The following is a 13,298-nucleotide window of genomic DNA, read 5'->3' on the forward strand; positions in this document are numbered from 1 at the left end:
GATTTGTTATTTTTAATAAATATAATTAAATTTTTTAAAATTCTATAACTACAACATTCGAAGTTTAATTATAATTAATAGTATATGGTATCGAATATTCCTTCAAAATAGGTGTCAATTTATTAATTTCATCTAAAACCATTTGTTCAGTGACAAAAAATGTAAATTTACTTGTTTGAAAAAATCGTTTGACTACTTTTGAATTTATCGTATGAATCTTTATCAATCCTCTGCAACTGTTACGAAAACGACTGCAATAAAATTCTATGTAATCAATATCAGAAAGTGGAATCTTTTTTGTAGGCATAGAGTTTAGGCATAAAATTTCATTTTCTATGTAAAAACATTCCATTGTATTTTTTCTTGTTATTAAATAGATAATAGTTGTGATACTAATAATAAGTACTACTAATTGCAATATCAACATAAAAATAAACATTATATTTTTCTCCTTATTTTTTAATTTTGTAATTAAAAAAAATTTTTATTTCTAAAATCATATAGACTCTTAGAAATAATCATATAAATCAACAATCATCACATTATATTTTGTAAAATATTTTTTCAGCAAACAATAATCAGTTGGCTTGATAGACATTTCAACAAATTTTTTCTCTTCTTTATCAAAAATTTGAAAAGTGGGATTTCTTTCTTTTCTGCCTTTTCCAGCATTAGCCGCATAAAATTTGGCATAACGGATATTATCAATTTCTATAAATTCTATTTCATTGTTTTCATATAATAATTTTATAATTCTTCCACTTATAATTAAAGAATATTTTCTTTTTTTGAGATTTTCCAAAAAAAAGCTAAAATTGACGGCAATCGTTATAATCATAAAAATAACGAAAAAAATATCTTTTGATGTAAAATTTTTTAACAATTCATTTAATTTAAAATAGAGTATTGTAATAAACATAATAAATAATATAATACACAAAAAAATATATGAATTATCTTTTAGTGGATGAATTTCAAATTCATATGGCAATGTCATTTCTTCAAGTTGTTTCAATTTTCTTTCGATGAAAGAAATATTTACTTTTATAACAATAGCCAAAAATAAAAGAAAAAAAACTGAACCTCCACTATAAATCAAAAATATTATTTGTTTTGGGGAAGTTTTATCTAAAAAATATAATTGCATTAGAGCAATGATAAAAAATATTAATGATAAAATCAAAAATATTTTTACAAATTTTTTCTGTCTTGGAATATTAGGAATCAACATATCTAATTTTTCATCAAAGATATAACCCCATCTTTTACGATTTTTATCCATTTTATGCCTCCTAATTTTAGTATTTTAAAGTCATTTTATTCTAATTAACAGATATTTCCAAAAATCCTAAAATTTCTTCTTTACTTAATGGTTCAACAAGAATGTATGAAGCGTCAATAAAACGATACTTATCTTTTGGTAATTTTTTTATAAAATCATTATAATCTAATTGACCAATAACCTGATAACTGTTTGGGTCATTTTCATCTCCATCAATAGTAACGAAACCTATATTCCAAAAAGCTATATCATCATTTTTAACGATATCTAAATTATGAAATTCAACGCTAGGTTTATAAGGAAGAATTGTTCTAACATTTTCTGTCAGACTATAAGCTCCCATAATTCTTTCATCTTCATCATTTTTATAAAAACGTTGATTTGCCGAATAAGCATCTAAATTTTGAATGTTTCTTACTATTCTTGAAAAAGTATCTATGGGATTATTTGAATTATTTATTTCATCTACCATTTCTTCATTGAAAGAAACAGGTCTAGTTGTACCAAAAATAACATAAGTATCTGATTCTCCACTTTTTATATTTTCTGTAATTACTTTTATTCCATAAAGTATATCTGATTCATAGTCAAATTTATTAATGTTACCAGCAGTATAAACTTCACCTCTCTCATTCAAAATCTCCGAATCAAATTCTTTAGCCAACGCTTTTATATATTCCAACGCCAAAATCCAATCTTCCCTAGATGATGGCGTAAAAATCCTTACAACATAATTATTATATTTTGTATCATAAGATAATTCAAATCCTCTTGAACTTTCCTTGCCATCTCCTATTAAAAGACACTGATAATTAGAAACTGGAGATAACAGCAAATCATTAATATCAATATTTCCAGTATTGTAGGTATAAAGCTCCTTATCAAGTAAACTCAATGCAGTTTCAACATTTAAAACGGATTTATAACCTAAAAATTTTTTCTTGTTTTTCACATAAAAACTTATACTCATTTCTTTATCCTCCATATTTTTTGATTTACTAATTTGTTTTTTAATTTTATTCAAATTTATAAAAAGATATAATGTATTATTTTACTAATTTATTTAATTTTTTTTTCAATTCATCATCAACTTCAATTTTTTCTAAGTTTTTTATATTTTCTATTATTTCATTAGGAAAAATATATCCTGTATCTTTCCATTTTTGCAATGTATTAGTTCCTCCATATCTCACATTTACATAAGGAGAATTTAGGGCACATATAATTAAATTTTTTCCTGTCCCTTCAAAATTTTCTAGAGTTCTAACTGCAACATCTAAAACTGTAAATTCTTCATATTTAAAATTGATTTTATCAGTAGGAGATCCTTTCATTTTTTCTAATGGTAGTCTTTTTTCTACGAGTGAGACAAGTTTTTCCATATTTTCTTTTTTTGATATATCATATATTATATAGGGATTTTTTAGAAGATTACTTTGTAAATATTCTAAAGCATACGGTTCAATGTCTATTTTTATATATTTTGCTATATCATAAGAATATCCTTTTTTCATTAATTCTTTTATATTATTTACAGTTCTTTCAGAATTTAAAATCTCATTGCAAATTTTTATAAAATTATTATTGATTTTTTCATCATCTTTTATATATTCTTGAATCATCATAACAGCACGATAATCGTTTTCTGTTAAAGATAAATATTTTGCTTTTTTTAAATATTTTTCAATCAGCATTTCTTTATTTTCTAAGGATGAAATTCCAAAAGCAGGTCCTTCATTTAATAAAGCAGTAATTAAATATGAAATATCATTAAATTTTTTATTAGAAATATTTTCTTCATCTAATAATTCTAGTAAATTTATTTTTTTTGCACAAGTTAGAGCAGTATATGCTGGGTCTATTTCATTGTGACAACCTTCTTCTAATAACCAATCTTTTATTTCATCATTAGTAACTTCTAAATATGCGATAGAATGTACCCTTCCCCATCCTTTAACCTTTTTAGCAATTTCAAAAATCTCTTCATTTGAATTTTCTAGCCTAGCTATTATATCTAAACAAAATAAGGTAAACTCGTTAGAAAGAGCTAAAATTTTTATTATTTCCATTGCTTTAACATCATTCTCAACTCCCATTAATAATAGTACAGCTAAAGAAAATTTTATACTTTCTTTATTTTTAGAAGTTTTCAATTGAGAGATAGTAAATTCATACAAATTATTAGCATTTATTTTTTCACTTTCTTGAATAATCCAATTTAGCAAGGAAGTTCTTGATGAAATCATTAAAAAATCTAAATGGTCTAAATTATTTTGAGCTTCTTTAAATTTTCCTTCTGAAATTTGAAATACAATATTCTTCAAAGTTTCTATATTTTCTTCATTTGTATTACTATGATACAAAAAAACGCCATCCATTGCACCATCTGCCCAAGGAATTCCATTCTCCTCTTCTTGAGGCAAAGCAAAATCTTCAGGTAATTTTCCACACTCTCGAATAGAAGATTTGATTAATTCATATATAGATAAATTTTTGTTTTCCAATTTTTTATTCTCCTTTTTTTCCAATTTTTTTGTTACCATTAATTTTTTTATTAGAAAAATAATTGTTACTACAACTACAACAATAAGTGTATCTTTTTGAAAAAATTCCATAAATCCTTCATTATAATTTTACTATATTTTACCATTCATTTACAGAATATAAAAGAGCAAGCCTAATTTGTGTCAAAAGTTCTTCCGTAAGATTGTCATATTCACTTTCAAGCCCTTTTTCGTGTGCATAATAAGGAGGGCTGTCATTCCAGGAACCCATTCCGCCAAAAACGTCAGAAATATCTGAGGCATAAAAAAGGAGTTTATTAATTTTGGGTAATTCAGAAAAATATATTCCATAAAAAGTTTTTTGTATATTTTCAATCTCTTCGCCATTTAAAATACTAATAGCTTTTCTAAAGATATTTCCAAAATTTTGAAAATCAATTTTATCAGCTAAAATTGCTATTCTATTCAATACATCTTTAAAATCTTCTGTATTATCATAAAATTTAGGTTTTGCTTTTAGAGGAGGTTCCCATTCATGTTCTGTGTAAATAATGTACCATTCATTATTGTAATCTTCCCATTTTGGAGTAAAATAAGTAACTAATTTATTGTCAAAAAAGCAGACTATACTAGCTTGACTTATATTAGTAAAATTAAGAAAATTACTATCTTTTATAGGTAGAGGAATTAAGAACTTAATATTTTGTAATCCTCTATCAATACAATAATCAAACCATTCCTCAACACTTTTAGCTTTATATTTTTTATTATTAAAAAATATAAATTCAACTTTTTTTTCATAATATATGGGCTTATATCTAATCCTATTTCTTTTTTTCAAAGCACTTTTAGTGGACAATACAATATTACATATTTGTGCTGTTTCTATATTCATAAAAATAACCTCCATTTGAATATTTTGTATATAATTTTGAACACTTCAACAATTTTATCTTATTATATGCTCATCTAACTGAATAAAGCAAACAATTTTTTTATTTTTCAGTTCCTCTATACTTGGTAATGTATCATTTTCCTCATCATCTTCCAGTCCCACCTGAGCAATTAAATGGTCAGAAAATTCATCTTCATAAATATCACAGGTAATAAACGGAACACTTTTAATACACAGAGCATCTTTCACATCTACATAATAGATTGTATTTCTAAATACATCAAGGGTTGATTCATTAATAATAATTTTAACTTTTCCAACATAAAAAATTTCTTTTTTCCTTCTAAACATTTCATTATCCTCTCTATAAATATTTTTTTGTTGATAGAGTTTACAAAAATTCCAGATTTTATCAAATATTTTAGTTTATTTTACCATAATTTAAAAAAAAATTAAATATATTTAAGCAAAGAAAAAAATTATAAAAATAGTATAAATAAATTGAATAAAATTTTTAAAAACATATGCTATAATTAATTATATTAATCAAAATCTATTTAAAATAAATTCAATATTCAAAAAATATTAAAAAAGGAGCAAATATGAAAAAATTAAATTTCAAAATAGAAGAAAAAGAATGTATTTTATATACAAATGAAAATAAAAAGACAGAATATATTTTAATACAGCCTGTTGATGAGCATGATATGCAACTTTTAGACAATGAAGTGAAATATATTTCTGAAAATACAGATAAAAGTTTTAGCTTGGCAGCTTTCAAAATAGAAGACTGGAATAGTGAGCTGACACCTTGGGAAATGCCGCTTCTTCGTGGAAAAGGAAATTTTGGCGATGGAGCTGGTAAAACATTAGAGTTTATAAAGGAAAAATTGATTCCAAATTTGGTAAAACTTATGAATATTCAAGAAAATAATGTGAAATATGTTTTAGGAGGATATTCACTTGCGGGATTATTTTCGTTGTGGTGTGGGTATCAGACAGATATTTTTGCAGGAGTTGTTGGAGCTTCACCATCAGTTTGGTATAAAGATTGGATTAAGTTTGTGAAAAATAATGAAATTTTGGTAAAAAATGTTTATTTGAGTCTTGGAGATTTGGAGGAAAAGACTAAACATCAGGTTTTATCAAAGATTGGGGATAATATAAGGGAATATTTTGAGATTTTGAGAAATTCTGAAGATTTGGAAAAATGTGTCTTGGAATGGAATGAGGGAAATCATTTTAGAGATTCGGATGTGCGGACTGGGAAAGGGTTTGCTTGGATTTTGAGAAATGTTTGACTCATAGAAAGAGAATAAAAAATATACGATATTTAGTATGTTTAAAAAAATGAAGAGTATTAAATTTATAAAGAAGTTATTAAAGTTTGTATATGTTATTATATGATTTATTGTGAAATGTGGTATACTAAGAGTAGAGATTAGAGCAGAAAGGAATAAAGTTATGAAAAAATTAAAAATTGTATTGACAGCATTACTTGCGACTGCGATAAGTGTAACTGCTTTTGCACAAAAGTTGAATAATCAAAAATCGCAAGTGAAAAAAATTAATTCAGAAGTTCCAAAAGTTGCGACAAAAGAACAATGTGAAAATTTGAAAAATATTAAGATTTATCAAACGAATATTATAAGCACAGAATGGAAAGAGGAGGGGCCTCTGGAAGAAGATGAAAATGCCAGATTTAGCGGTTCCAGTACAGCTAAGGCTTCAGCTCCCGCACATTGTGTAGTTAGAGGGGAAATTGAAAAGAGAAAAGGTGCAGATGGGAAAGATTATTCGATTGGATTTGAGTTGAGACTTCCTTCGAAATGGAATAATAAATTTCTGTTTCAAGGTGGAGGAGGTCTGGATGGAACTGTTTCACCAGCAGTTGGAAAAGCTCGTCCATCAGGGTCAACAGCAACACCTGCTCTAACTCGTGGATATGCAGTTGTTAGTACTGATGGCGGACATTCAGGATCAAGAGATACAAGTTTTGCAAAAGATCAGCAGGCTGTTTTAAATTATGCATTCCAATCTACTGGAAAAGTTACAAATGTTGCAAAACAATTAATTGACGAAATGTATAATTTGATGCCAAAACACAGTTATTTTATGGGATGCTCAAATGGAGGTCGTGAAGCAATGCAGGCTGCCATGTACTATCCAAATGAGTTTGATGGAATTATAGCAGGAAATCCTGGATTTAGATTATCGAAAGCTGCGATTGGTGAAGCATGGGATAATAATCAGTTTCTGAAATATGCACCGACTGATAAAAATGGTAACAAAATAGTTGCAGATGCTTTGACGCAAGAAGATTTGGATGCTGTTGCTCAAGGTGTGCTTGACAGATGCGATGCTAAAGATGGATTGAAGGATGGAATTATAAATAATTGGGAAAAATGTGACTTTAAACCTGAAATGGTTGAGAAAAAGATAGGAAAGAAAAAAGTTGCGTTATTAAATGCAATATTCAATGGTGCGAAAAATAGTAAAGGCAAAAATGTTTATGCGTCTTGGCCTTATGATGCGGGAATAAGTACAAGAGGTTGGCGTATGTGGAAACATGGTACTTCAAAAACAGGAACACCAAATTCAATGAATTTCATGATGGGTGTGTCAAGTTTGAGTGATTATTATATGAAACCTGCAAAACCTGGAATGAAATCAACAGAATTTGATTTTGATAAGGATGTTGCCAAAACAAATGAAATTGGTGGATTAAATGATGCTGATAAAACTGATTTGTCGACATTTAAAGCTCGTGGTGGGAAAATGATTATTTATGAAGGTGTATCTGATCCAGTATTTTCTGCTAATGATATTAGAGACTGGTATAAAAAATTAGTGGAAAATATGGGAAATGTTGATAATTTTGTAAGATTATTCATGGTTCCTGGAATGAATCACTGTGGTGGAGGCCCTGCAATGGAAAACTTTGACGCATTGACAGCCCTTGAAAAATGGACAGAAAATGGTGTTGCTCCAGATTACATTGTCGGAAAAGCTGGAAAAGAATATCCAGATCCAAATAAAGAACAACCACTTTGTCCATATCCAAAGGTAGCAACTTATATTGGTGGGGACAAGAATAAGGCAAGTAGTTTTGAATGTAAATAGAAATATTATCTATAAAAATTAAAAAATATTGAAATTTATTTTTTAGCAACTTCTTAATAATGAAGAAGTTGTTTTTTTGCTTAGAAAAAATTAAAAAGAAAAGGAAGTAAATGGAAACTCCCTTTATCTTAAGATTAAAAAAATTATTCTACATCCAAAAATTTCTTAGCATTTTCAATTTGCATTTCAACATTTTTTACAGAAGTTCCACCGAAAGAATTTCTTTTATTTACACAGTTTTCAATAGTAATTTCTGATAAAATGTCATCACCAAAAACTTTAGAGAAATTGTGGAATTCATCAAGTGACATATCGTCAATTGCTATATTTTTGTTTTCACAGTAAGAAACGATTTCTCCAACGATTTTATGTGCTTGTCTAAATGGAACATTATGTTTTGCTAAATAATCTGCAACGTCTGTAGCATTTAAGAAACCAGCTCTCATAGATTTTAAGATTTTTTCTTCATTTACAGAAATAGTCGCAAGCATTGAATAAAAAATTTCGATAGATAATTTAATGTTGTCGATCGAATCGAAAATTCCTTCTTTGTCTTCTTGCATATCTTTATTATAAGCCAAAGGCAACGCTTTCATTGTAGTTAAAATTCCCATTAAATTTCCGTAAATTCTACCTGTTTTACCTCTAACTAATTCTGCAATATCAGGATTTTTCTTTTGAGGCATGATAGATGAACCAGTTGCAAATGAATCATCTAATTGAATAAATGAAAATTCTGAAGTACACCAGATAATAACTTCTTCAGAAAATCTTGACAAATGCATTGAAATTACAGAAATAATCATTGCTAATTCAATGATAAAATCTCTGTCACTTACAGAATCTAAACTATTTTCAGTTGGTTTTGAGAATCCTAATTGCTCAGCAACAAAATGTCTATCAAGATTAAAAGTAGTTCCTGCCAAAGCTCCAGCTCCAAGTGGCAATTCATCAATTCTTACTAAAAAATCATCAATTCTAGAAATATCTCTTTTAAACATTTGAAAATAAGCCATCAAATGATGAGAAAAAAGAATTGGTTGAGCTCTTTGTAAATGTGTATATCCTGGAATGATAGTAGTTTTGTATTTTTCAGACAATTCCAATAAAGTGTGTTCTAAATGAAACAATAATTTTTTGATTTCTTTAGCTTCTTTTCTAACGTACATTCTAACATCCAAAGCAACTTGGTCATTTCTACTTCTAGCCGTATGTAATTTTCCAGCTACAGCACCAATTATTTCAGTCAATCTTTTCTCAATCGACATATGAATATCTTCATCCTCAATTTTAAACTCAAAAGTACCATTTTCAATTTCAGATTTGATTTGCAACAATCCTTTTTCAATTTGTTCTTGCTCATCTTTTCCAATAATTCCTTGTTTAGCAAGCATTCTGCTATGAGCGATACTTCCTGTTATATCTTCTTCATACATTCTTTTATCAAAAGTAATCGACGCATTAAACTTTTCTAATAATTTATTAGTTTCCTTATTAAAACGTCCTTCCCATAATTTTTTCATAAGACCTCCATTAAAATTATATTTTTTCATATTTAAGATTGTTTAATTTTAACATATTTCTGAATAGATAACAAGATTTTGAGATTTTATTTTTATAAAGAATACAACAATAAAAGGATAGAAATATCTTGAAAATATGATATAATATAACAAAATAAAAAATAAAAGTTTAATAAAATTTAAGAAATAGAGAGGTGAGTGTAATGAAAAAATATGTAACATTGTCAATTTTTTTACTGATGATGACTGGTTTTTCAGCTCAATATTTGAATAATCGAACACAAGATATTTTTTCTTCAAATAAAGAAATGAAAAATTTAATATTTGGAAATTATAACTTGGATACCGAATTAGCAGTAGCTTCAAAAGTTAAGGGAAATACACAAGAATCAGTAACAAAAGCTCAAAATGACGGGATTTTAACAATGCAAACAGCGATAAAAAATTATTCGTATGAGATTTTGAGTAATTATTTGGCAAGTTCAGTTGTGAGCGGGCCTGGATTTGATAATAAAACAATGAAAGAATTAGCTGATCAAATTTCAAGTGAGGCGATAAAATCTGTAAAAAATAGAGGTCAATGGACTTCAAGCAAAAAAGAAACGATAGTTTTGTATACGATTGAAAAGCAATATTTGAAAGATCTTTCAATTCAAGCGTTTAATAAAAAATTACAAAATGTGATTAATCAATTATCAGATTACAAGAGCACTTTTAAAACAAAAAATGATGTGAAAATTAGTAATCAAAATAATAGTTCAAATTCGAGTAAAGTTGATGACGAGATAAAATTCAAAGCTATTGAACTTTTAAACAAAATGGAAACACCAAATAAAAATGATACCAAAATACAGAATGATACTTCAAAATCAACTGCAAATGATGTAAAAAATAATGATGCAAAAAATACTATAAAAGACAAAGTGAAAGAAAAAATTGATGTGGGAAATACAAAAGTAAATGATACAAAAGCAGCTGTTAAAGTGAAAACTGAAGAAATTCAAAAAAATGTTAATGGTACAAAAGAAAAAACAAAAAATGCAACAAAAAAAGTAAAAAATGAAGTAAAAGTGATAAATACAAATTTAAAAAATGCAACAGTTACTACAACACCTGCAACATCGACACCAGCTACAACAAAAGCACCAAAAGCTGTGAAAGTTAAAAAAGAAGATGTAAAAGCAAAGGAAAAGAAAGTTATTGTAATTCCAAAAACTAAAGCAACAAAAACTAAATAAAAAATCAAGAAAGGAAGTAAATAAATGTATATAGATCCAATAATAAAAGGAATAGAAATATCAGATATAAGAAAAATTCATGAAAGATTGTCGGCTTATAAAAATGTTATAAATATGACAATTGGAGAGCCAGATACAGATGCACCGCAAAAGGTGAAAGAAGCAGTTGCGTATCATGCGTTAAATAGTCCTATAAAATATTCGCCAGTAGGTGGGATTCCAGAATTAAGAGAAAAAATTGCAAAATTCTATAATGAAACTTTTGGTGGAAATTATAAAAAAGATAATGTTTTAGTTACAGTTGGTTCGACTGAAGGACTTTCTTCTACGCTTAAAACAATTTTGGCAAAAGGGGATGAAGTTCTTATTCCAACACCAGCATATGTTGGGTATGAGCCATTAATTACAGTTTCACAAGCTAAAACAATTTTTATGGATTTAGAAGAAAATAATTTTGTTTTGACTGAGAAAATTTTGGAAAAATATGTTACAGAAAAAACTAAATTAATAATTTTGACTTATCCAAATAATCCTTCAGGAATAACACTTCCAGAGGAAGAAATGATAAAAATTGTTGAATTTTTGAAGGATAAAGAAATTTATCTTTTGAGTGATGAAATTTATGCTCAAATTGCATTTGAAAAATTCACTTCGTTTGCGAAATATAGTGAGATTTTGAAGGAGCAATTGATAGTTGTTAATGGTTTTTCAAAATCACATTCAATGACTGGATACAGATTAGGTTATACGATTGCCAGTGAAAATTTACAGTCACAAGTGAAAAAAATTAGTCAATATACAGTTACAAGTGCTTCGACATTGTCACAATATGGAGCAATTGCAGCATTAGATTACTGTTCAGACACGACTGAATTGTCAGAAATTTACAAAAAAAGAGTTTACTATTTTGTGGAAGAATTGGAAAAATTAGGATTTAAGTGCTTGAAGCCTAAAGGGGCATTTTATGTGTTTGCGACATATAAAACAATTGATAAGTTTAAAGATGTGGATTCTTTTGATTTTGTCTTGGATTTATTGGAAAAAACAGAATTGGCGATAGTTCCTGGGGTTACATTCCAAGTGGAAGGATATTTGAGATTTTCAATTGTGCATAACTTGCCTGTGTTGGAAGAAGCGATTGCGAGATTGAAAAAATATATTGAATCTAAATAAAAATAAAAATTAATTTTTGAAATTTTAGAAAATTTGTTTGGTAATCTTGTATAAATGATGGGATTACCAAATTTATTTTTAATTAAAGTGAAAAAAATTTTATGGAAAATGGAGATGGAATGGAAAATAAAGAGAAAAAAGTTTTAAGAAAAGGTGATAAAATGCAGCTGAAAATAGCAGGACTTAATACGAAAGGTCGTGCGTACGGTTTTTATGGAGATGACGAAAATCGTATTTTTCCAAATATAAATGCGGCTGAAGGGCAAATTGTTGAAGGAATTTTTGTGAAGAGAAGAAGAAAGTATGAATTGATTCGATGTGAAATTATTGATTTTGCAGGAAGAAAAAATGCGATTTATGACGAAATTGCTAGACAAAATGGTGGTTGTAATTATCAGTATTATTCATACGATGAGCAACTTGCGATGAAAAATTCTAACATTGAAAAAGAGGTGAAGAAAATTGCAAAATATGATTTTACTTTTGAAGAGCCGGTTAGAAGTGTCGAAGTAGAAAAATATCGAAATAAAATGGAATTTAGCTACGGAAATGCTGTGAAAGATGGGCCTATGATTTTGGGACTTCATAAACAAAATAGTTTTCATGATATTGTTGAAGTAGATGGATTGAAATTGATGGATGATAACTTTAATAAAATTTATGTTTTTTGTAATGAATTTTCAAAAGCGACAGGGCTGGATTTTTATCATAGATTGGATCATATTGGCTTTTTTAGGAATTTGGTTATTAGAAAAGCGGATTTTACGAAACAAATTTTAGTAAATATGGTTACGACAACTCAAATTGAAGATGAGAAAAAATTGGAATTTCAAAAAGGTTTAGTTGAAGGATTGTTGGCTTTGGAGCTTGAAAATGGGTTTAAAATAACAGGAATTTTACATACATTTAATGATAATTTTTCTGATTCGGTTGTTTCTGAAAGTGAGGAAATTCTTTTTGGAAAAAGAGATTTGGAAGAAGAAATTTTAGGATTAAAATTTAAAATTAGTCCGTACAGTTTTTTTCAAACAAATTCAAAAACAGTGGCAAAATTATACGGAAAAGTATTGGATTATTTAGATGAAATTGAAGGGGAAAACATTCATAATTCGGTTGTTTTCGATTTATTCAGTGGAACAGGTACGATTGGGCAAATTGTTTCCAAAAAGGCAAAACAAGTTTATGGAATTGAGCTTGTGGAAGAAGCTGTTGAAAAAGCTAATGAAAATGCAAAATTGAATGGTATCGAAAATGCACATTTTATCGCAGGAGATGTTTTTGAAAAATTAGATGAGTTTGATAAAAATGGAATCAAGCCAGATATTATAATTTTGGATCCACCTCGTGCAGGTGTTGGTGAAAAGACGCTTAATAAATTGCTGAAATACGATGTGAAAGATATAATTTATGTGTCTTGTAATCCAAAAACATTTAATATGGATTTGAAGGTTTTACAGGAAAATGGGTATGAATTAGTGAAAATGGTTACGGTTGATATGTTTCCAGTTACGCCACATATGGAGGTTGTGTCGAGATTAAGAAAAGGAAATTAATCGTGAA

12 protein-coding genes are annotated in these 13,298 nt (G+C 27.7%); 5 read left to right on the plus strand and 7 right to left on the minus strand.

Going from position 1 to position 13,298, the window contains the following annotated elements:
- Window positions 1–64: 64 nt before the first annotated feature.
- The 6 genes from J4863_RS03940 to J4863_RS03965 all read right to left on the minus strand — a co-directional run bounded on the left by J4863_RS03940 (window position 65) and on the right by J4863_RS03965 (window position 5,032).
- On the minus strand, window positions 65–439 hold the full coding sequence (locus J4863_RS03940) for a hypothetical protein (protein WP_178937905.1): 375 nt from the start codon (window positions 437–439) through the stop codon (window positions 65–67).
- A gap of 69 nt (window positions 440–508) precedes the next feature.
- The gene (locus J4863_RS03945; RefSeq protein WP_211619161.1) at window positions 509–1,282 is read right to left on the minus strand and encodes a hypothetical protein; all 774 of its coding nucleotides are present in this window, start codon (window positions 1,280–1,282) and stop codon (window positions 509–511) included.
- Between the two features lie 40 nt (window positions 1,283–1,322).
- The gene (locus J4863_RS03950) at window positions 1,323–2,252 is read right to left on the minus strand and encodes a DUF4299 family protein (RefSeq protein WP_211619162.1); all 930 of its coding nucleotides are present in this window, start codon (window positions 2,250–2,252) and stop codon (window positions 1,323–1,325) included.
- Between the two features lie 76 nt (window positions 2,253–2,328).
- The gene (locus tag J4863_RS03955; protein WP_211619163.1) at window positions 2,329–3,897 is read right to left on the minus strand and encodes a hypothetical protein; all 1,569 of its coding nucleotides are present in this window, start codon (window positions 3,895–3,897) and stop codon (window positions 2,329–2,331) included.
- A 28-nt stretch (window positions 3,898–3,925) separates the two neighbouring features.
- Window positions 3,926–4,681, minus strand: a complete 756-nt coding sequence (locus J4863_RS03960; protein WP_211619164.1) for an RNA polymerase subunit sigma — start codon at window positions 4,679–4,681, stop codon at window positions 3,926–3,928.
- 54 nt (window positions 4,682–4,735) lie between these two features.
- Entirely contained in the window at window positions 4,736–5,032 is a 297-nt protein-coding gene (locus J4863_RS03965) for a hypothetical protein (RefSeq protein ID WP_211619165.1), read from the minus strand.
- A gap of 251 nt (window positions 5,033–5,283) precedes the next feature.
- On the opposite strand from J4863_RS03965, the gene J4863_RS03970 reads away from it, so the two are divergent.
- Together J4863_RS03970 and J4863_RS03975 are read left to right on the plus strand one after the other, a co-directional pair.
- A complete protein-coding gene (locus tag J4863_RS03970) occupies window positions 5,284–5,982 on the plus strand; it encodes an esterase (RefSeq protein ID WP_211619166.1) in 699 nt (232 codons plus the stop codon).
- Between the two features lie 163 nt (window positions 5,983–6,145).
- A complete protein-coding gene (locus J4863_RS03975) occupies window positions 6,146–7,804 on the plus strand; it encodes a tannase/feruloyl esterase family alpha/beta hydrolase (RefSeq protein WP_211619167.1) in 1,659 nt (552 codons plus the stop codon).
- Between the two features lie 143 nt (window positions 7,805–7,947).
- On the opposite strand, the gene argH is transcribed toward J4863_RS03975, so the two are convergent.
- Window positions 7,948–9,327 carry an argininosuccinate lyase gene (gene argH, locus J4863_RS03980; protein WP_211619168.1) on the minus strand — a complete coding sequence of 460 codons (1,380 nt, stop codon included), beginning with the start codon at window positions 9,325–9,327 and terminating at the stop codon, window positions 7,948–7,950.
- 203 nt (window positions 9,328–9,530) lie between these two features.
- On the opposite strand from argH, the gene J4863_RS03985 reads away from it, so the two are divergent.
- The 3 genes from J4863_RS03985 (at window position 9,531) to rlmD (ending at window position 13,291) form a co-directional block, all read left to right on the plus strand.
- Window positions 9,531–10,565: a hypothetical protein gene (locus J4863_RS03985; protein WP_211619169.1), complete on the plus strand. Its 1,035-nt coding sequence runs from the start codon at window positions 9,531–9,533 to the stop codon at window positions 10,563–10,565.
- 24 nt (window positions 10,566–10,589) lie between these two features.
- Window positions 10,590–11,738: a pyridoxal phosphate-dependent aminotransferase gene (locus J4863_RS03990; RefSeq protein WP_211619170.1), complete on the plus strand. Its 1,149-nt coding sequence runs from the start codon at window positions 10,590–10,592 to the stop codon at window positions 11,736–11,738.
- Window positions 11,739–11,857: 119 nt separating this feature from the next.
- Window positions 11,858–13,291: a 23S rRNA (uracil(1939)-C(5))-methyltransferase RlmD gene (gene rlmD / locus J4863_RS03995; RefSeq protein WP_211619310.1), complete on the plus strand. Its 1,434-nt coding sequence runs from the start codon at window positions 11,858–11,860 to the stop codon at window positions 13,289–13,291.
- Window positions 13,292–13,298: the final 7 nt, after the last annotated feature.

Origin of the sequence: Leptotrichia sp. oral taxon 221 (assembly GCF_018128245.1) — a bacterium.
Lineage (GTDB): Bacteria > Fusobacteriota > Fusobacteriia > Fusobacteriales > Leptotrichiaceae > JABCPH02.

Excerpts from the sequence above, each read along its gene's own strand:
- J4863_RS03975 (WP_211619167.1), top strand. The coding sequence starts at position 6,146 with ATGAAAAAATTAAAAATTGTATTGACAGCATTACTTGCGACTGCGATA.
- J4863_RS03940 (WP_178937905.1), bottom strand. The coding sequence starts at position 439 with ATGTTTATTTTTATGTTGATATTGCAATTAGTAGTACTTATTATTAGT.
- J4863_RS03950 (WP_211619162.1), bottom strand. The coding sequence starts at position 2,252 with ATGAGTATAAGTTTTTATGTGAAAAACAAGAAAAAATTTTTAGGTTAT.
- J4863_RS03945 (WP_211619161.1), bottom strand. The coding sequence starts at position 1,282 with ATGGATAAAAATCGTAAAAGATGGGGTTATATCTTTGATGAAAAATTA.
- J4863_RS03955 (WP_211619163.1), bottom strand. The coding sequence starts at position 3,897 with ATGGAATTTTTTCAAAAAGATACACTTATTGTTGTAGTTGTAGTAACA.
- J4863_RS03960 (WP_211619164.1), bottom strand. The coding sequence starts at position 4,681 with ATGAATATAGAAACAGCACAAATATGTAATATTGTATTGTCCACTAAA.
- J4863_RS03965 (WP_211619165.1), bottom strand. The coding sequence starts at position 5,032 with ATGTTTAGAAGGAAAAAAGAAATTTTTTATGTTGGAAAAGTTAAAATT.
- J4863_RS03985 (WP_211619169.1), top strand. The coding sequence starts at position 9,531 with ATGAAAAAATATGTAACATTGTCAATTTTTTTACTGATGATGACTGGT.
- J4863_RS03970 (WP_211619166.1), top strand. The coding sequence starts at position 5,284 with ATGAAAAAATTAAATTTCAAAATAGAAGAAAAAGAATGTATTTTATAT.
- rlmD (WP_211619310.1), top strand. The coding sequence starts at position 11,858 with ATGGAAAATAAAGAGAAAAAAGTTTTAAGAAAAGGTGATAAAATGCAG.
- argH (WP_211619168.1), bottom strand. The coding sequence starts at position 9,327 with ATGAAAAAATTATGGGAAGGACGTTTTAATAAGGAAACTAATAAATTA.
- J4863_RS03990 (WP_211619170.1), top strand. The coding sequence starts at position 10,590 with ATGTATATAGATCCAATAATAAAAGGAATAGAAATATCAGATATAAGA.